Annotated in this window: 18 protein-coding genes; 8 read left to right on the top strand and 10 right to left on the bottom strand. The window is 74.4% G+C overall.

The window, feature by feature from the left end; all coding sequences use genetic code 11:
• Nucleotide 1: 1 nt before the first annotated feature.
• Nucleotides 2–1,042, bottom strand: coding sequence for a recombinase RecA (recA, locus tag FB388_RS08630; RefSeq protein ID WP_142099201.1), 1,041 nt, complete (start codon nucleotides 1,040–1,042; stop codon nucleotides 2–4).
• 229 nt (nucleotides 1,043–1,271) lie between these two features.
• On the opposite strand from recA, the gene FB388_RS08625 reads away from it, so the two are divergent.
• Nucleotides 1,272–1,979 carry a helix-turn-helix transcriptional regulator gene (locus FB388_RS08625; protein ID WP_246121760.1) on the top strand — a complete coding sequence of 236 codons (708 nt, stop codon included), beginning with the start codon at nucleotides 1,272–1,274 and terminating at the stop codon, nucleotides 1,977–1,979.
• A 44-nt stretch (nucleotides 1,980–2,023) separates the two neighbouring features.
• A complete protein-coding gene (locus FB388_RS08620; protein ID WP_142099196.1) occupies nucleotides 2,024–2,428 on the top strand; it encodes a VOC family protein in 405 nt (134 codons plus the stop codon).
• A 7-nt stretch (nucleotides 2,429–2,435) separates the two neighbouring features.
• Here FB388_RS08620 and FB388_RS08615 read toward each other — a convergent pair whose 3' ends face one another.
• A complete protein-coding gene (locus FB388_RS08615; protein ID WP_142099194.1) occupies nucleotides 2,436–2,630 on the bottom strand; it encodes a DUF3046 domain-containing protein in 195 nt (64 codons plus the stop codon).
• Nucleotides 2,631–2,658: 28 nt separating this feature from the next.
• On the opposite strand from FB388_RS08615, the gene FB388_RS08610 reads away from it, so the two are divergent.
• From FB388_RS08610 to FB388_RS08605, 3 genes are all read left to right on the top strand, one after another.
• The gene (locus FB388_RS08610; protein ID WP_142099191.1) at nucleotides 2,659–3,951 is read left to right on the top strand and encodes a CoA transferase; all 1,293 of its coding nucleotides are present in this window, start codon (nucleotides 2,659–2,661) and stop codon (nucleotides 3,949–3,951) included.
• 10 nt (nucleotides 3,952–3,961) lie between these two features.
• Nucleotides 3,962–4,090, top strand: coding sequence for a hypothetical protein (locus tag FB388_RS40835; protein WP_281290424.1), 129 nt, complete (start codon nucleotides 3,962–3,964; stop codon nucleotides 4,088–4,090).
• Between the two features lie 93 nt (nucleotides 4,091–4,183).
• Nucleotides 4,184–4,372, top strand: coding sequence for a hypothetical protein (locus FB388_RS08605; protein ID WP_142099190.1), 189 nt, complete (start codon nucleotides 4,184–4,186; stop codon nucleotides 4,370–4,372).
• 52 nt (nucleotides 4,373–4,424) lie between these two features.
• On the opposite strand, the gene FB388_RS08600 is transcribed toward FB388_RS08605, so the two are convergent.
• The 7 genes from FB388_RS08600 to FB388_RS08570 all read right to left on the bottom strand — a co-directional run bounded on the left by FB388_RS08600 (nucleotide 4,425) and on the right by FB388_RS08570 (nucleotide 11,489).
• Nucleotides 4,425–5,330 (bottom strand): DUF6807 domain-containing protein, encoded by a 906-nt coding sequence (locus tag FB388_RS08600; protein WP_142099187.1) that lies wholly within the window; start codon nucleotides 5,328–5,330, stop codon nucleotides 4,425–4,427.
• On the bottom strand, nucleotides 5,327–6,412 hold the full coding sequence (locus FB388_RS08595) for a Gfo/Idh/MocA family protein (protein ID WP_142099185.1): 1,086 nt from the start codon (nucleotides 6,410–6,412) through the stop codon (nucleotides 5,327–5,329). The genes FB388_RS08600 and FB388_RS08595 overlap by 4 nt, the downstream gene beginning before the upstream one ends.
• Nucleotides 6,413–6,486: 74 nt before the next feature.
• On the bottom strand, nucleotides 6,487–7,719 hold the full coding sequence (locus tag FB388_RS08590; protein WP_142099183.1) for an MFS transporter: 1,233 nt from the start codon (nucleotides 7,717–7,719) through the stop codon (nucleotides 6,487–6,489).
• Between the two features lie 44 nt (nucleotides 7,720–7,763).
• On the bottom strand, nucleotides 7,764–8,570 hold the full coding sequence (locus FB388_RS08585) for an SDR family NAD(P)-dependent oxidoreductase (RefSeq protein ID WP_142099181.1): 807 nt from the start codon (nucleotides 8,568–8,570) through the stop codon (nucleotides 7,764–7,766).
• Nucleotides 8,561–10,030 (bottom strand): hypothetical protein, encoded by a 1,470-nt coding sequence (locus FB388_RS08580; protein WP_142099179.1) that lies wholly within the window; start codon nucleotides 10,028–10,030, stop codon nucleotides 8,561–8,563. Before FB388_RS08580 ends, FB388_RS08585 begins: the two co-directional genes overlap by 10 nt.
• A gap of 197 nt (nucleotides 10,031–10,227) precedes the next feature.
• Nucleotides 10,228–10,674, bottom strand: a complete 447-nt coding sequence (locus tag FB388_RS08575) for an SRPBCC family protein (protein WP_142099177.1) — start codon at nucleotides 10,672–10,674, stop codon at nucleotides 10,228–10,230.
• A gap of 5 nt (nucleotides 10,675–10,679) precedes the next feature.
• Nucleotides 10,680–11,489, bottom strand: coding sequence for an ArsR/SmtB family transcription factor (locus FB388_RS08570; RefSeq protein ID WP_142102777.1), 810 nt, complete (start codon nucleotides 11,487–11,489; stop codon nucleotides 10,680–10,682).
• Nucleotides 11,490–11,576: 87 nt separating this feature from the next.
• Here FB388_RS08570 and FB388_RS08565 point away from each other — a divergent pair, with 87 nt between their 5' ends.
• The gene (locus tag FB388_RS08565) at nucleotides 11,577–12,323 is read left to right on the top strand and encodes an arginase family protein (protein ID WP_142099175.1); all 747 of its coding nucleotides are present in this window, start codon (nucleotides 11,577–11,579) and stop codon (nucleotides 12,321–12,323) included.
• Here FB388_RS08565 and FB388_RS08560 read toward each other — a convergent pair.
• Nucleotides 12,309–12,866 carry a TetR/AcrR family transcriptional regulator gene (locus tag FB388_RS08560; protein WP_142099173.1) on the bottom strand — a complete coding sequence of 186 codons (558 nt, stop codon included), beginning with the start codon at nucleotides 12,864–12,866 and terminating at the stop codon, nucleotides 12,309–12,311. The two genes, FB388_RS08565 and FB388_RS08560, sit on opposite strands and share 15 nt — an antisense overlap.
• Before the next feature lie 40 nt (nucleotides 12,867–12,906).
• Here FB388_RS08560 and FB388_RS08555 point away from each other — a divergent pair, with 40 nt between their 5' ends.
• Both FB388_RS08555 and FB388_RS08550 read left to right on the top strand, forming a co-directional pair.
• Nucleotides 12,907–13,812, top strand: a complete 906-nt coding sequence (locus tag FB388_RS08555; protein WP_142099171.1) for a DMT family transporter — start codon at nucleotides 12,907–12,909, stop codon at nucleotides 13,810–13,812.
• A 72-nt stretch (nucleotides 13,813–13,884) separates the two neighbouring features.
• The gene (locus FB388_RS08550) at nucleotides 13,885–18,567 is read left to right on the top strand and encodes an ATP-dependent helicase (protein ID WP_142099169.1); all 4,683 of its coding nucleotides are present in this window, start codon (nucleotides 13,885–13,887) and stop codon (nucleotides 18,565–18,567) included.
• Nucleotides 18,568–18,602 lie beyond the last annotated feature (35 nt).

The following is an 18,602-nucleotide window of genomic DNA, read 5'->3' as shown; positions in this document are numbered from 1 at the left end:
CTCAGAAGTCGACGGGAGCGGGCAGCGGCTCGGCCTCGGCGTCGACCTGGGCACCGACCCCGAGCTTCTCCTTGATCCGCTTCTCGATCTCGTTGGCGACGTCGGGGTTCTCGCGCAGGAACTTGCGGGCGTTCTCCTTGCCCTGCCCGAGCTGGTCGCCCTCGTAGGTGTACCAGGCGCCGGACTTGCGGATGATCGCCTGCTCGACACCCACGTCGATCAGGGAGCCCTCACGGCTGATGCCGACGCCGTAGAGGATGTCGAACTCGGCCTGCTTGAACGGCGGCGCGACCTTGTTCTTGACGACCTTGACGCGGGTGCGGTTGCCGACCATGTCGGAGCCGTCCTTGAGCGTCTCGATGCGCCGGACGTCGAGCCGGACCGACGCGTAGAACTTGAGGGCCCGGCCACCGGTGGTGGTCTCGGGGGACCCGAACATCACGCCGATCTTCTCGCGCAGCTGGTTGATGAAGATCGCGGTGGTGCCCGAGTTGCTCAGCGCGCCCGTGATCTTGCGCAGCGCCTGGCTCATCAGCCGGGCCTGCAGACCCACGTGGCTGTCGCCCATCTCGCCCTCGATCTCCGCCCGCGGCACGAGCGCCGCGACCGAGTCGATGACGATGATGTCGAGGGCGCCGGAGCGGATGAGCATGTCGGCGATCTCGAGGGCCTGCTCACCGGTGTCGGGCTGCGAGACCAGGAGGGCATCGGTGTCGACGCCGAGCGCCTTGGCGTACTCGGGGTCGAGCGCGTGCTCCGCGTCGATGAACGCGGCGATGCCGCCTGCGGCCTGCGCGCTCGCCACGGAGTGCAGCGCGACGGTGGTCTTACCGCTGGACTCCGGGCCGTAGATCTCGACCACGCGACCGCGCGGCAGACCGCCCACGCCGAGCGCGACGTCGAGCGCGATCGACCCGGTGGGGATCACCCCGATCGGCGGGCGGGTGTCGTCGCCGAGGCGCATCACCGACCCCTTGCCGTGGTTCTTCTCGATCTGCGCGAGGGCGAGCTGAAGCGCCTTCTCGCGGTCGGGTGTGCTCATCGCCGGGTCTCCACCTCAGTGCTCGGACGGGGTCTGTCGGGTCGTCGTCGACGTTAGGGGGCGCCACCGACGATCTGCGGGTGCGGTCGCGATCTGTGGACAGCCGCACCGCGACGTGAATGGAATCGTAGCGAACACGTGTTCGATCGACTACGGGACACGCCGAGTGGTTAGGATGCCGCGCTCGCCGGTGGTCGGACTGTCGGTGGCCCGCTCTAGCGTCAGCGCGGTGAACCGCACCGACCGCCTCTACGCGCTGGTCGAGGAGCTGCGGGCGGTTGCTCCCCGCCGCCTCTCCGCTCGCGAGCTGGCCGCCCGCTTCGAGGTCAGCACGCGCACCGTCGAGCGGGACATCTCGGCCCTCCAGCAGGCCGGGGTGCCGATCTACGCCGACGTGGGCCGCACGGGTGGCTACACCCTCGACAAGAGCCGCACCCTGCCGCCGCTCAACTTCACCCCCACCGAGGCGGTCGCGGTCGCCATCACCCTCAGCCGCAGCGAGGGGTCGCCGTACAGCCGTTCCGCACGCAGCGCGCTCCGGAAGATCCTCGCGGCGATGTCGGCCGTCGACGGCGCCGCGGCCCAGGAGCTGGCCGATCGCATCCGGTTCCTGTCGCCGACGGAGCCCGACGAGCGCGCATCGGTGCCCGCGGTGCTGGAGGAGGCCGTGGCCACGCGACGCGTCGTCCGGATCGGGTACGTCGACCGGTCCGGTGCCGTCACCGAACGCGTCGTGGAGCCGGTCTCGTTCACCGCGGGGAGCTTCTGCTGGTACTTCCTCGGCTGGTGCCGCCTGCGGGGAGAGGGCCGGGTGTTCCGCACCGACCGGATCCGCCACGCCGTCCTGCTCGACGAGCCGTCGCCGCACCGCAGCTTCGAGGAGCTGAAGTGCGACTTACCGGACGACCTCGTCGTCCGCGCGCTGAACCTGGTCTGAAACACCGACAGGGGGTTGTCGCCGGGCCGGTCGATGGTGGTGCCATGACCGACAACACCATCACCCCCGCACCCAACGCCCCCGCACCCAACACCGTCGCCTGGTTCCAGATCGGGACGGACGAGCCCGCTGCCGCCCAGGAGTTCTACGGCGGCCTGTTCGGCTGGAACGTCGTCCCGGACCCGAGCTCGGGCCCGGGTTACGACCTGGTGAGCTACGCAGGCGGCGGGCAGCCTGCCGGCGGCATCGCACACACCGACGGCGGCGCGGCGAACCACGCCGTCTTCTTCGTGCTCGTCGAGGACGTGGCGGCCGTGTGCGCCGACGCCGAGCGGCTCGGCGGCAAGGTCCTCGAACCGCCCGTCACCACGCCGAACGGGCTGGCGTTCGCCCACCTGCTCGACCGGTCCGGCAACCGGTTCGGCGTCTTCACCCCGCCATCGGCCTGACGGGTCGTCAGCGGCGGGCGGGCGGTACGTCGTAGGCGTCGCAGACGGCCTTCCACACCGCTCGCGGCTCGATGCCCGCCTCGAGCGCCTGCTCGACGGTGCGGCCGCCCAGCTCGGAGAACACGTGGTCCCGGGCAACCGCAGCGGCGCGGGCCACGCCGAACTCGGTCTCCATCAGCTCCCGGAAGTAGGTCAATCGCACCCGACCACGGTAATGGCAGGCTTCAGGGGTGCCGGACCTGCTGCCCGCCGTCTGGGGCCTCCTCGGGGGAGACCCCGAGGAGCTCCCCCGGATCCGGGTCGGCGGCCCGCCGGCGGTGCTGCGCTCGACGTTCCCCGTCACCGCCGTGGGTGCCGCCGCGGTGGGCGCGAGCCTGCTGGCGGCCACGCGCGGCGTGCCGGTGGCCGTCGACACCGCGGCGCTCGCGGTGGCCCTGCGCAGCGAGCGCCACGTCCGGCTCGACGGCCGGGCGGTCGGCATCCCGTTCGATCCGCTGTCCGCCTTCCACCGCACGTCGGACGGCTGGCTGCGGCTGCACGCCAACTACCCGTGGCACCGGGCGGCAGCCCTGCGCGTGCTCGGCTGCGCAGAGGCCGACGTCCCGGCCGCGATCGCCGAGCGCGGCGCGCTCGAGCTGGAGGCCGCGCTGCACGACGCGGGCGGCGTCGGCGCCGCGGTCCGCACCGAGGAGGCGTGGCGCACGGCCGCGGGTCCGCCGCCCCCGCTCGTCGAGCGGCGGGTGCTGGGCGATGCCGCGCCGCGCCCGCCCGGCCGGCCGCGGGTGCTCGACCTGACCAGGGTGATCGCCGGGCCGATCGCCACCCGCACGCTGGCCGTTCACGGCGCCGACGTGCTGCGTCTCGACCCGCCCGACCGGCCCGAGCTCCCGCTGCAGGCCTACGACACCCTGCCCGGCAAGCGCAGCGCCCAGCTCGACCTCGCGACGCACGGGCCGGTGCTCGAGGAGCTACTGGCGGGCGCCGATGTCGTGGTCACCGGCTACCGCCCCGGCGCGCTCGACCGGTTCGGCCTCGCCCCGGCCGACCTGGCCGAGCGGTTCCCGGGCCTGGTGGTCGTCACGCTGTCGGCGTGGGGTCACGAGGGGCCGTGGGCGCACCGGCGCGGCTTCGACAGCATCGTCCAGGCGGCGTGCGGGATCGCCGACGCCGAGGGCACCGACGGCGTCCCCGGCGCCCTGCCGGCCCAGGTGCTCGACCACGCCACCGGGTACCTGGCGGCGGCAGGCGCGCTCCTCGCTCTCGACGCGCAGCGCCGGGACGGCGAGACCCACCACGTCCGGCTCGCACTGGCCGGCACCGCGGCGTGGCTGCAGTCCCTCCCCCGCACGCAGCCGGGCGACGTGCCCGAGATCGACCCGGCACCGCACCTCGTCGACGTCGACGCGCCGGCGGGCCGGCTCACGCTGGCCGCCCCGCCCGGCACCGTCGACGGGCGGTCCCTCACCTGGCCCGCGCCGGCTCCCGCGTACGGAGCCGCGCGGCCCGGCTGGGAAGCCCGGTAGCGTCGTGTCCGTGATGTCCGTTCTCGCCCAGGACCCCACCGGCCTCTCGTCACCGGTCGGGCAGCTCGTGGTCCTCTTCGGGCTGCTGGCGTCGCTGGTCCTGCTGCTGCGCTGGTGGTGGTACAACCGGCGCCGATGACGTGGCCGGCTCCCGCCGCACCGAGCGGACCGGCTGACCGACCGAACGGCTGACGCACCGGAGTTCGAGCGCGTTCGGGAGCATCATCGGAGGATGCGATTCGTGCTTCCCGCCCTCGGTGTCGTCCTGGTCCTGATCGGCGCCGTGTGGACCCTGCAGGGCAGCAACCTGCTCGGCGGCAGCTCCATGTCCGGTTCCCCGCTGTGGCTGGTGATCGGGCTGGTGGCTCTGGTGGTCGGGATCTGGCTGGTGGTGCGGGCGGTTCGGGCCGGGCGCACCTGAGGGGCCCGGCCGCAGCGCGGTGATGCCGACGGCCCCGGGCAGTCGGGGGCATTCACGGACCGTGCTCCGCGGCGAACGCCTCGACCTCCGCCCGCGTCCAGATGCGGTCGGCGACGACGAACCGGTGCGCCAGGACGACCAACTCGCCGGGCGGCAGCACGATCTCCTCGTGGAAGGCGGGCGACGGGTTGACCCCGGGGAACGGGTCGTTGCGCACGAACCAGGTGATCCGGCCCCGGCTCGTCGTGCCCGCGAAGACGAGGACCGTCGCGCCGCCGTCGACCTCGTCGTGCTGTCCGGTGTAGGCGAGCCACGGCGATTTCGTGGTGCCCATCGTCTCCGGGCCGCCTGCGCCGTCGGCGGCGATGATCTCGCCGCCGGTGAGGTCGCGGGGGCCGCGCCAGAACCAGCCGGTGTAGCCGGCGTTGTGCCGGCCGGCGGTGGTGGGGCTGCCCAGGTGGAGGGGCTCGTCCCGGATGGTGGTGACCTCGGAACCGACGTCGAGCATCCACGTGCCGCGCGCCGGGTCGACGCCGTGGAACCGCAGGCTGCGCCGCTCGGACGCCCACTCCTCCCCGGTGGAGGCCACCCAGGTGAGCTCCTCGGAGAGCGTCAGCTCCGCGCCGGTCAGTTCGATGATGTCGAACGCGTCGTGCCGCATCGAGCCGACGTTGTCCTTCGGCGTGTAGCCCTGGCCGTGGACGTAGGTGTTGCCGCCCCAGAAGTTCTGCCCCGACACGTGCGACCAGGTCATCTGCAGGCCCTTGTGCCAGCGGTGGTCGTTCGGCCGGTACGCCGACACGAGCCCACCGGTCAGCGTGCGGATCGGGTGCAGGTACGGCTTCGGCGCCTCGAAGGCGGGGATGTCCTCGCCGTAGACGTAGCGGCCGATCTCCACGTCGCCCGCGGCCACGCCGACCGCCGTGCCGTGCTCGTGGGTGACGGTGAGGCGGGTCATCGGGAGACCTCCTGGTAGCGACCGCCGCCGTCGAGGTGGTCGTAGAACGGGTTGCCGGGCGCGAGGTCGGCGCGCAGCACGGGGCGGCCGGTGATCGCGGACTCGTACAGGCCGGTGATCAGCTCCAGGCTGCGCCTCCCGTCGGCCCCGCTGGCCGGGGGCCGCTCGCCCCGGTCCATCGCGTCCAGGAACGCCGCCAGCTGGGCGGTGTGCGAGCTCGGGACGTCGGCGGTGGGGAGCCAGCCCGCGGGTTCGACGCCCTCCCGGGGGGTCCACGTCCAGTTCGAGTTGTCGTACCCGTACAGGTGCGAGACCTCGACGGTGGCGTCGGTGAAGTCGAAGCGCAGGTAGCTCTCCTGCCGCGGCGAGAGCACGCTGTTGACCACCGACACCAGCGCGCCCGAATCGAACGCCACCGCCGCGATCGAGACGTCCTCGGTGGCGACGTCCCGGTCGAGCGTGCCCATCAGCGCGCGGATCTCGCGCCAGTCGCCGAGCAGCGACAGCATGAGGTCCATCTGGTGGATGCCGTGGCCCATCGCGGGCCCGCCGCCCTCGGTCTCCCACTTCCCCCGCCACGGCACCGCGTAGTAGGCGTGATCGCGGTACCAAAGGGTGTGGCAGACGCCCACGAGCGGCCGCCCGAGCGTGCCGTCGGCGATCTGGCGGCGCAGGGTCTGCGCCGCAGAGCCGAACCGGTGCTGGAACACGTACCCGACGTACGGGCCGCCCTCACGCTCGTGTTCGGCGAGGTCGTCGTACTCGGCCAGCGAGAGCACCGGTGGCTTCTCGCACCACACCCACGCGCCCGCATCGAGGCTCGCGCGCACGCCATGGTGGTGAGCGGCCGGTGGGGTGCAGACGACCACGAGGTCCGGGCGCGCCACCTCGAGCGTGGCCGCGAGGTCGGTGGAGCTGTGCTCGACCTCCCACTCGGCCGCGAACGCGGCGGCACGGTCGCCGTCGGCGTCGACGACCGCGACGACCTCGGCCCGGTCGGCGTGCGCGCGCAGCGCCGGCAGGTGCCGGCCCGCGGCGATCCCGCCCGCCCCGACGATCGCGACGCGGTGTCTCGTGCCCATGTCTCTCCCTCGACGACTGCGGCTCGCAGCCTCGCCGCCCCGGGACGGCCCTGTCAAGAAAGCGCTTCCCGCTCTCAGGTGGCCGGGCGCGCCCTCAGCCCTGCCGAGCCGGCGGCCACCAGGTACGGGAGGGCGATCACGGCGGCCACGACGCCGAGCGCCGCATAGGACGCCCCGGCGACGACGAGCCCGGCCGCGATCCCCCCGACGGCGCCGCTCACGTTCATCGCGACGTCGGCGAGACCCTGCGCCCCGGTGCGCACCCGGGTGGGTACCGACTCGGTGAGCAGCGCCGACCCGGCGACGAGACAGCCCGACCAGCCGAGTCCGAGCAGCACGAGCCCGACCGCCAGCAGCCCGGTGTCGGTCGGGCCGGCCAGCGCGCACAACACGCCGGACGCGACCAGCAACGCCCCGGCGAGCGCGAGCACGATGGGGCGCCCGGCGCGGTCGGCGAGCCAGCCGAACAGCGGGCTCAGCGCGTACATGCCCGCGACGTGCAGGCTGATCACCAGCCCGACGAGCGTGAGCGTCGCGCCGCCGTGGTCCATGTGCACCGGCGTCATCGACATCAGCGCGACCATCAGCAGGTGGCCCACGACGATCCCGCCGAGCCCGAGCAGCGCGGCAGGCGAGGCCCGCAGCGCGGCCCGCACGTCGACGGCACCCGGCGGCGGACCGGGGTCGGGTGGCGCGGCGCTGCGGGCGAGCACCAGCGGGTCCGGTCGCAGGCCGGCCGAGGTGCCGAGGGCGGCGAGCGTGAACGCGCAGGTGCACAGCAGGAAGGGGCCCGCGGCCGGCTCCAGCCCGATGCCTGCCGCGCCGGCCTGGACCGGACCCGCGAGGTTGGGGCCCGCGACCGCTCCCACCGTGGTCGCCCAGACGACCATGGCGAGGGCGCGGGCCCTGCGTTCGGGAGCAGCGAGGTCCGTGGCGGCGAACCGGGCGGCCAGACCGGCGGCCGAAGCCGACCCGACGAGCACGAGCGCGACGATCAGCGCGGCCGCGCTGCCCACCGACACGGCGACCACCGCGCCCGCCCCACCGAGGGCCGCCACCCCGTACCCGAGGGTCAGCGCGGGCCGCCGCCCCGCCCGCGTGGCCACCCGGGACACCACGTACGACGCCACGGCGGCCCCGACCACGGTGCCGGTCTGCGCCAGCCCGCCCACCGCCTCCGACCCGGACAGCCGGCTGGCCACGAGCGCGCTGACGGCGATCGCACCGGCCACCCCGACGCCGCCGAGCACCTGGGCGGCGGCGAGCACGAGCAGGATGCGGCGCTGGACGGCGCTGTCGACGGGCACGTCCGCCGATCCTGCTGCCGCGCAACGCGCAGCGCCAGGGTGACCTACACCGCCTTGTGGAAGCCCCCGTCCACGAGGACGTCGGCTCCCGTCGTGCTCGCCGAGCGCGGTGACGCGAGAAGCGCGATCATGTCGGCGACCTCCTGGGGCTCGAGCAGCCGTCCCGTCTTCAGCGCCATCGCCTCCGGCGCCACCCGCTCCAGCACCGCGTCGCGCTCGGTGCCGAACGCGGCCGCGAGGACGTCGGCGGCGCCGCCCTCGTCGGTCCACCACGGCGTGCGGACCGGTCCCGGGGAGACCGTGTTGACCCGCACGCCCTGGGGCGCGAACTCCTCCGACAGGGCCTTCGTCAGGTTGGTGAGCGCCGCCTTCGCCGCGGCGTAGTCGGCGTTCATCGCGCCGGGCTGGCGCGCGACGGCGGACGACACGTTGACGATCGAGCCGCCACCGCGCTCCACCATCACCGGGATCGCGGCCCGGATCGCCCGGACGGCGGAGAACAGGTTGAACTCGAACATGTCCCGCCAGTCGGCGTCGGTGAGCGGGAGGAAGGAGAAGCGGGGCAGGGACACGCCGGGCGGCGGCCCGCCCGCGTTGTTGACGAGGACGTCGAGGCCGCCGAAGACCTCCACGGCGTGCGCGACAACGGCGGCCGGGGCGTCGGAATCGGTGAGGTCGGCGGGTACGTGCACGAGGCCCGGCCCGGCGAGCGCGTCCAGCTCCGCGCTGCTCTTGCGGGACGCCACGACCACGTGGGCGCCCTCGGCGCGCAGGGTGCGCACCGTCGCGAGGCCGATGCCCTTGCTGCCGCCGGTGACGACGGCGATCTTGCCGGTGAGATTCAGTTCCACACCGACGAGCCTGGTACCCCCGGGCGGCCGGATCTGGCGGGGATCGGACCCCGCATGCCGGCGTCCGATTCCCGCTGGTCCGAGCCGGTCGGAGACTGCACCAGGTGGTCGTCCGAGGGGTGGTCGGCGTACACCAGTGCGAGACCCCCGCCGCGCGACACCCGCGTCATGGCGGCCGCCGCCCCGATCAGGAGGATCACGCCGACGTCCTCACCGAGCTCCTCGACGTGGTAGCCGAGCACGAAACCGGTCCCCTCGTTCCCCGCGGCCATGAACAGGCCCTGCACGACCTCGAGGCCCAGCCCGGCGGCGAGCATCAGCACGATCCCCCCGATCAGCAGCATCCGGGCGCGGGCGTTGACCCGGACGGCGAGCGTCACAAGGGCTGCGGCGACGCCCAGGCCGGCGAGCGTCCCCGGGATCAGCCAGTAGAACGGGAAGTCGCCGGTCTCGGTGACCACGAGGCGGCCCAGCTCCTCGGAACGCTCGTGCAGCTGGCTCTGGTCGTCCAGCGAGAGGAAGGCGAGCACGGCGGCGGTGACGAGCCAGTACGCGGCCTCGGGCGCCCCGGCGTTCCGCGCCGCCAGGAACGTCGCGAAGTGGGCGAGCGCCGCGGTGGCGAGCAACGCCACGCTCCACCAGGTGGGCAGGTTGTGCTCGACGAGCAGGTCGGCGAAGAGGCGCACGTCGCGCAGCAGGGGGTGCGCGGGGTCGGCGATCACGAACCCGAGGCTGAGCACGGTCAGCGCCACGCTCAGCCCGCCGAGCCACCACCAGAGGGCCGTGAGGCGCACCGGCGCGGTGCCACCGCCCGGGGCCGCCCTGCGGTGCCGGACCGTGAGCGCGTGCCCGGCGCGGGACACCACCAGTGCGCGCACCGCCGCGGCCAGCATCAGCGCACCACCGACGTTCTCGCCCAACTCCCCGAGGTGCGCGACGATCACGGGTGCGAGCGCGGGCCCGGTGCGCCCACCGAGCAGTGCGGCGGCGAGCTCCCCACCGACCGCCGACACCATGAGCAACACCCCGCCGCCTGCGAGCAGGCGGCTCGACGGGACGCCGAGCCGCGCCGCCAGCACGAGCAGCACCGCGGCGAGCACCGGTACGACGAGAGCGGCCATCGCGAACCAGTTCCGGGTGAGCGCATCCTCCCCGAGCACGAGGCGGCCGATCCCGCCGAGCCTGCGGTGCACGCCGCTGAGCTCGGCCAGCGAGAACGCCGCGACGATCCCCGCACCCGTGAACCAGGCACCCGCGCCGAACACCCCGCCCGCCATGGCGGCCGCACCGGTCACCGCACACGCGAGCGCGACCGCGAGCAGGAGTGCGGTGTTCCACCACCCCGGCAGGGTGTTCTCCCCGAGCACGTCGAGCCAGCGCGCGAACTCGTCGCGCGCGTCCCGATCGGGAGCGGCGATCGCGACGGCGAGACTCACCGCGGTGAGGACCGTCGAAATCATCAGAACCAGCCGGATCGGCCGGAACGGCAATGGCCGGGGACCGGAATGGATCATTGGCCGACTCCTCGCCTCGAGCACGCGGCTGAACGAAAGAGCAAGGCGAGGTTGCCACACGACATCGGGATGCCGCGGCAGGCGGGACGTCAGGAAATGCGCGTGTCGTTCATGAGATGAATACGATCGCGTGGAAGGCCGCCTCAGACCCAGTTGTCCGGGAACTTGTCCCGGACGGCGCCGAGCTCGATCCCGTGCTCGAGCAGGGCCTTCGCCGCGCACAACGCGGTGGTGTAACCGCCGGTCGACCCGGCGACATAATCGATCACCTCGTCGGCCGTGCCGCTGAAACCGGACTCGGTGACCGTGACGACCGTTCCCTCCTCCCGCGGTGTGAACCGGAACTCGACGGCCAGGCCTTCGCCGCCCCCCATTGCCAGCACGAACCGCTCGGGCTCCGCGAACTCCTTCACCAGCACGGTGTCGCCCACGCCGTACACCTCCCACTCCCACCGCACGGTGGCGCCCGGCGCGAGCGGCCCGCTGCTCCTGGTGAACCAGAAGCGGGTGGTGATCGCCGGGTCGGCGAAAGCGGCGAACACCTCCGCGGGTGGCCGGCGGATCAATGTCGAAACCTCGACGTTCGGCATCTTGCTCAGCTCCTCCCCGCCTCGGCGGGTACCGGGGGAAGCGTGGCCCCGGTCTCCAGCAGCGTCTTGAGGTCGGACACCAGGTACGGCCAGCCGCTGCCGACCATCGCGCGCATCGTGCTCCCGGCGGGGAAGTCGTCGTGGACGACGGTTAGCTTGACGGTCTCCCCGAACGGCTCGACCTCGAACGTCACGCGCGACCGGCTCTCCGCGGCGAGCGCGGCGCGCACGTCGTCGTCGATCCCGTTGGCGCTCGCCCACTCGGCCGTGGGCGTGTGCCAGGTGTAGGCGAGCCTGCGGGGTGGATCGGCCTCCAGCACCACCTGCTCGGGGTCGACGATGCGGCTCCCCTTCTCCTCCCAGACCATCGTCGATCCGGGCCGCCAGTCGGTCTCGAACGCCACCCCCCAGTACCGGCGGGTGAACGCGGGGTCCGTGAGCGCCTTCCAGAGCTGCTCCGGCGTGGTCTTGATGAACGTCGTGTAGACGAAGGCGGGTTCGCCGGTCATGGGTGACTCCAATGCCTGCTTGAGGTCGGCGAGCGCCTCCACGCGCCGCCGGTCGTACTGGTGGATCCAGCGGTCGGCGATCGCGTTGATCGGCACCGCGTTGAGGTAGTGCAACTTCTCCCGGCCGTGGCGGACGGTGGTGACGAGGTTGGCCCGCTCCAGCACCGCGAGGTGCTTGCTGACCGACTGCCGGGCCATGTCGAGGCCCGCGCACAGCTCGTTCAGCCGCTGCCCGTTGCGGGCGTTGAGGCTGTCGAGGAGCAGCCGACGGCTGGGGTCGGCCAGCGCCCTGAAGATCTCGTCCATCCTCGTCCCGTCGTTCATGCAGCCTCCCGGCTGCCTTTACGATAGGCAGCCGAGAGGCTGCCTGTCAATGCCGCGCAGACTGGCGGGGTGACCGTGATCGCCGTCCCCTTCCACCTCGACGAGCACCTGCCCGACCTGCAGCTCCCGCTCGCCCCTGGCCGCACGCTCGCGCCGGACCTCCCGCCCGGGACTCCGTGGGAGCGGATGGCGGTGCTCTACGAGGAGGTCGCCGACGCGGTGGCGGCGGAGGTGCGGGCCGGCCGCGTCCCGGTCGTGGTGTCCGGCGACTGCACCACGTCGCTGGGCGTCGTCGCCGGCCTGCAACGCGCAGGCCGCGACCCGCACGTCGTCTGGTTCGACGGGCACGCGGACGTGCAGACCCCCGAGACCACCTCGTCGGGCTACCTGGGCGGCTTCCCGGTGCGCCAGCTCGTGGGCGGTTCGGACCGCACCGCACCCGACCGGCTCGGCCTGCGCCCGGTTCCGGAGGAGCACGTGGTGCTGGTCGACGTGCGCGACCAGGACCCGCCGGAGGTGGAGTACCTGGCCCGTTCGGCGATCCGGCAGGTGGCGGTCGAGGAGGTCGGCGGCGTCCTGCCGCCCGGGCCCTGGTACCTGCACGTCGACGTCGACGTCACCAACCCCGACGACCTGCCGGGACTTCTGATCCCGGCGCCGGGCGGGCCGTCGCTCGCCGCGGTGACCGAGGCGGTCCGCGCCGTCGTCGCGGCAGGTGGGGTGGCGGCGGTCGGGATCGCGTGCACCTACCGCACGGGCGGCGGGGCGCACCGGCAGCTCGCCGGGTTGGCGGCGGAGCTCTCAGCCGCCCAGTAACCGGGCCGCGGCGAGCCGGGCCTGCGCCACGCCGTCGGCCTGCCCACCCGCCGTCACGGCGACGTTCGCGCCCTCGTAGAGCAGGTGCAGCTGCGCACCGAGGTCGTCGGCACCGTCCACCAGCTCCGTGAACAGGGCGCGCATCGCCGCCTTCTCCGCGCGGATGACCGACTCGCCCGGGTGGCCGGTGCCCCCGATCTCGGCGTTGGCGTTGACGAAGGCGCAGCCGCGGTCCTGCTCGGCGAGCCACTCGTCGAGGGCGTCGAAGACGGCGAGCACCCGGCCGCGGCCCGGCGGCATCCGATCCACGTACTCGCGGACGAACGACTGCCACCGCTGCGCCCGCCGCCGCAGGTACAGCGCGACCAGCGCGTCCTTGCTCCCGAACCGGTCGTAGAGCGTCTTCTTCGTGGTGCCCGCGACCTCGGCGATCAGGTCGACGCCGACGGCGCGGATCCCGCGCCGGTAGAACAGCTCGGCCGCGGCGTCGAGGAGCCGCTCCCCGGCGGGCGTGAGCGGTGTGACGTCGAACGGGGTGCTCATACAATGCGAGTATACCAACCGGTATGGTTACCTCGCGCCCATGGATCGACGTTCGGACGCCGCGGCGAGCGCGGCACTCGTCGTGATGTGGAGCTCGGGCTTCGTCGGCGCCGAGCTCGGCACCCGGTACGCCCCGGCCGACACGCTCCTGGCCTGGCGGTACGTCGTGGCAGCCGTGGTGCTGGCCGGGCTCGCCGCCGCGCTGGGCACCCGGCTGCGCCTGCGGGCGCTGCTGCGCCAGAGCACGCTCGGACTCCTCTGCCAGTGCCTGTACCTGGGCGGCGTCGTCACGGGAGTCGGGCTCGGCGTGCCCGCAGGCACCACGGCCCTGATCGCGTCCGTCCAGCCCCTGCTCGTCGCCACCGCGGCCGGACCCGTCCTCGGCGAGCGCGTCGGGCCGCGCGGGCGCGTCGGGCTCGGGCTGGGCCTGGTCGGGGTCGGCCTCGTCGTCGCAGGCGACCTCGGCCCCGGCCACGCCCCGTGGTGGGCTTTCCTGCTCCCGGTGGGCGGGATGGTGGCGCTCACCGCGGGCACGCTCCTCGAACGGCGGTGGCGCCCGGCCGAGTCGCCCTTGCAGTCGCTCACGGTCCAGACGGTCTTCGCGGCCGTCGTCTTCGTCGCGGCCGCAGCGGCGGGCGGACACCTCCGGCCACCCGCCGCCCCGGGGTTCTGGTGGGCCGTCGCGTGGGTGGTGGTGCTGTCGTCCTTCGGCGGCTACGGCGCCTACCTGGTGGTGCTGCGCCGCAGCGGCGCGGTCCGCGTGAGCACGCTGCTCTACCTCACGCCACCCACGACCATGGCGTGGGCGTTCCTCATGTTCGGGGAGACGCCCGGCCCGCTCGCGGTGCCCGGGGTCGCGATCTGCGCCGCGGGCGTGGTCCTCGCGCTCCGCGACGGCCGGCGCCGCCGGACCGGAGATCCGACGAAGGGCGCGTTCGTCGGATAGGTTCCGACGAACGCGCCGTTCGTCGGACGGGGGGCGTTGCTCGAGCCGGAACTGTCGGTCCCGGGGCGCATCATGGATCCCGTGAGCGCGCTCGACGGTTTCTCCCCCGCCACCGCGGACTGGTTCCGCGGGGCCTTCGTCGCGCCCACCGCGGCCCAGGAGGGTGCGTGGGCGGCGGCGCAGGCGGGCCGGCACGCGCTCGTCGTCGCGCCCACCGGCTCCGGCAAGACCCTCGCCGCGTTCCTGTGGGCGCTCGACCGGCTCGCGGCCGGGCCACCCGCCGAGGCCGCCCACCGCTGCCGGGTGCTGTACGTGTCCCCGCTCAAGGCGCTGGCCGTCGACGTCCAGCGCAACCTGCGCTCGCCGCTCGCCGGCATCCGCCAGGCGGCCACGCGGCTGGGTCTCCCCGTCCCGGACATCACCGTGGGCATGCGCACCGGCGACACCCCCGCCGACGAGCGCCGCCAGTTCGCCCGCACCCCGCCCGACGTGCTCGTCACCACCCCGGAGTCGCTGTTCCTGCTGCTCACCTCGGCGGCGCGGGAGTCGCTGCGCGGGGTGGAGACCGTGATCGTCGACGAGGTGCACGCCGTCGCCGCCACCAAGCGCGGCGCCCACCTCGCCCTGTCCCTCGAACGGCTCGACGAGCTGCTCCCCCGGCCCGCCCAGCGGATCGGGCTGTCGGCCACCGTGCGCCCCGTCGACGAGGTCTCCACGTTCCTCGCGGGCGCGCGCCCGGTCGAGGTGATCCAGCCGCCGATCCCGAAGACGATCGAGGTCGCCGTCCAGGTACCGGTGCCCGACCTCGCCGCGCTCGACGAGCAGCCCGCCGTGGGCAGCTCCGACGAGGAGGTCGTCGGGTCCGCGGCGGGCACGGCGCAGCGGCCCTCGATCTGGCCTGCCGTGGAGCGGCGGCTGCTCGACCTGGTGCGCGAGCACCGGTCCACGATCGTCTTCTCCAACTCGCGGCGGCTGGCCGAGCGGCTCACGGCCCGGCTCAACGAGCTGGCGGCCGAGGAGGTCGAGGAAGCCGTCGACCTCGACACCTTCCCGGCGGAGGCCATCGGCCAGTCCGGCATCGGCGGCGGGGCGCTGCCCACCGTGGCGAAGGCGCACCACGGGTCGATGTCGCGCGAGCAGCGCACGCTCGTCGAGGAGGAGCTCAAGAGCGGGCGGCTGCCCTGCGTGGTGGCCACCTCGAGCCTGGAGCTGGGCATCGACATGGGCGCGGTCGACCTCGTCGTGCAGGTGGAGGCGCCGCCGAGCGTGGCGTCCGGGCTGCAACGGGTGGGGCGCGCAGGCCACCAGGTCGGGGCGATCTCCCGAGGCGTGGTGTTCCCCAAGTACCGGGGCGACCTCGTGTCCTGCGCGGTCGTCGCCGAGCGGATGACGAGCGGCGCCATCGAGTCGATGCGCTACCCGCGCAACCCCCTCGACGTGCTCGCGCAGCACGTGGTCGCGATGACGGCGCTGGAGCCGTGGCAGCTCCAGGACCTCGCGCAGGTGGTGCGCCGCGCGGCGCCGTTCGCGGCGCTGCCGGAGTCGGCGCTGCACGCCGTGCTCGACATGCTCGCCGGGCGCTACCCGTCCGAGGAGTTCGGCGAGCTGCGCGCCCGCATCACCTGGGACCGGGTCACCGACACCCTGCAGGGCCGCCCGGGCGCGCAGCGTCTCGCCGTCACCTCCGGTGGCACCATCCCCGACCGCGGCCTGTTCACGGTCATGACGCCCGGCGGGGCCGACGGGCGCGGCTCGCGGGTGGGCGAGCTCGACGAGGAGATGGTCTACGAGTCGCGGGTCGGCGACACGTTCCTGCTCGGCACGTCCAGCTGGACCGTCCAGGACATCACCCACGACCGCGTGATCGTCACCCCGGCGCCGGGCCAGCCCGCGCGGATGCCGTTCTGGAAGGGCGAGCAGATCGGGCGGCCGCTGGAGCTCGGGCGGGCGGTCGGGGCGTTCGTCCGGGAGATGGCGGGCCTGTCGGAGGAGGCCGCGCGGGAGCGCGCCGCCGCGGCCGGGCTCGACGAGTGGGCGATCGACAACCTCCTCGCCTACCTGCGCGAACAGCGCGAGGCCACCCGCCACGTGCCGAGCGACCGCACCATCCTGGTCGAGCGGTTCCGCGACGAGCTGGGCGACTGGCGGCTGGTCGTGCACTCGCCGTTCGGGTCCAAGGTCAACGGGCCGTGGGCGCTCGCGATCGCGGCCCGCATGCGCGAGCGGCGCGGGGTGGAGGTGCACGCCTCGGCCGCCGACGACGGCATCGTGCTGCGCCTGCCCGACGCCGTCGACGACTCCGGCGCCGAGGTCGTGCCCACCGCGGAGGACGTGCTGCTCGACCCGGCCGAGGTGGAGCAGGTCGTCGTCGCCGAGCTGGGCGGATCGTCGCTGTACGCGGCCCGGTTCCGGGAGTGCGCAGCTCGTGCGCTGCTGCTCCCCCGCCGCGACCCGCGCCGCCGCACACCCCTGTGGCAGCAACGGCAGCGTGCGTCGCAGCTGCTCACGGTGGCCGGGCGCTACGAGCAGTTCCCGATCACGCTCGAGGCGATGCGCGAGTGCGTGCAGGACGTGTACGACCTGCCCGGCCTGCGCGAGCTGATGGGTGAGGTGCAGGCGCGCAAGGTGCAGGTCGTCGAGATGACCACGCCGTCGCCGTCGCCGTTCGCGCGCAGCCTGCTCTTCGGCTACGTCGGGATGTTCCTCTACGAGTCCGACGCGCCGCTCGCCGAGCGCCGGGCCGCTGCCCTCTCGCTCGACTCCACCCTGCTCGCCGAGCTGCTCGGCTCGGAGGCCATCCGCGAGCTGCTGGAGCCGGAGGTCGTCAGCGAGGTGGAGGCGCAGCTGCAACGGCTGGCGCCCGACCGGCACGCCCGCGACGCCGAGGGCGCGGCCGACCTGCTGCGGTTCATCGGCGACCTCTCCATCGCAGAGGGCGCAGCGCGGGGCGTCCGCGAGGAGTGGCTGCAGGAGCTGGAGGCCGCCCGGCGGGCCATCCGGGTGCGCATCGCGGGCGAGGAGCGCTTCATCGCGATCGAGGACGCCGGACGCGTGCGCGACGCGCTCGGCGCCGCGCTCCCCGTCGGCGTGCCGGAGACCTTCACCGAGCCGGTCGCCGACCCGCTCGGCGACCTGGTGCTGCGCTACGCCCGCACCCGCGGGCCGTTCGCGGCGGCCGAGTGCGCTGCCCGCTTCGGGCTCGGGGTCGCTGTGGTGGCCGGCGTGCTCGACCGCCTGGTCGGCGCCGGACGGCTCGTGCGCGGCGAGCTGCGCCCGCTGGCCCTGCAACCCGCTGCCGCGCACGCCGTCGACCCCGTCGAGTACTGCGACGCCGAGGTGCTGCGCCGGCTGCGGCGGGCGTCGCTCGCGCGGCTGCGGGCCGAGGTCGAGCCGGTGGAGCAGCGGGCGCTCGGACGGTTCCTGCCCGCGTGGCAGGGCGTGCAGATCGCGCCCGGTGGCGAGCGGCGGGGCCGGATGCGCCGGGCACCCGGCGCGGAGGACGTGCTCGGCGTCGTCGAGCAGCTGGCCGGGGCGCCGCTGCCGGCCAGCGCGCTGGAGTCGCTGATCCTGCCGGCGCGGCTGCCCGGTTACACGCCCGCGCTGCTCGACGAGCTCACCGCGGCGGGCGAGGTCACCTGGACCGGCTGTGGCCCGCTCGGCGGCTCCGACGGCTGGCTCGCGGTCGCTCCGGCCGACGTCGCCGACCTGCTGCTGCCGGAGCCGGAGGCCGACACCGTCACCACCCCGCTGCACCGGGCCGTACTCGCCGCGCTGGGCCTGCCAGACCTCGACTCCCCACCCGTCGGTGGCGGGGCCCTGTTCTTCCGCGAGCTCGCCGACCGGGCGGCGCGCACCCTGATCGACACCGGGGAGCAGGCCCCACCCGACGACGCGGTGGTCGGCGCGGTATGGGACCTGGTCTGGGCCGGCCTGCTCACCAACGACACGCTCGCGCCGCTACGCGGGCGGCTGGGGAGCGCCGGGCGGTCCGCACCTGCCCACCGCACGCGGCGCAGCCCCGGCCGCGGCCGGTACGCGCAGCTGCGCGCCGGACGCCCCGCGATGCCCACCCGCACCGGTCCGCCGTCGGTCGGCGGGCGCTGGTCCCTGGCCGTCGCCCGCGAACCCGACCCCACCCGCCGGGCCCACGCCCGGGCCGAGGCGTTCCTGGAGCGCCACGGGGTGCTCACCCGCGGCGCGCTCGGCACCGAGCGCGTGAGCGGCGGGTTCGCCGGGGTCTACCGGGTGCTGAGGGCGATGGAGGACTCCGGCCGCGCCCGGCGCGGGTACGTCGTCGAGGGCCTCGGAGCGGCCCAGTTCGCGGTGCCCGGCGCGATCGACCGGCTGCGCGCGCTCTCCCGCCCCGACGGCACGTCCGGCAGCCACCTGGCCGGCGTGGTGCTCGCCGCAGCCGACCCGGCCCAGCCCTACGGCGCGGCCCTCTCCTGGCCGGCCACGGTCGGCGAGAGCAAGCACCGCCCCGGCCGCAAGGCGGGCGCCCTCGTCGTGCTCGTCGAGGGCGCGCCGGTGCTGTACGTGGAGCGGGGCGGCCGGTCGCTGCTGTCGTTCGGTGCGGAACGCGACGAGCTCGTCGCGGCCGCCCACGCCCTCGCCGGTGCCGTGCACGAGGGGTGGCTCGGGAGCCTGGCCGTCGAGCGTGCCGACGGGGTCGGCTCCCTCGGCTCCGACCTGGCCGAGGTGCTCACCGAGGCCGGGTTCCGCGTCACGCCGAAGGGGCTGCGGCTGCGGGCCTGACCCTCGGCCGGACGTCCGGCGAGGTGTGTGCATGA

Source organism: Pseudonocardia cypriaca (assembly GCF_006717045.1).
Taxonomy (GTDB): domain Bacteria; phylum Actinomycetota; class Actinomycetes; order Mycobacteriales; family Pseudonocardiaceae; genus Pseudonocardia; species Pseudonocardia cypriaca.
This window is presented reverse-complemented; position numbering and strand designations above follow the sequence as displayed.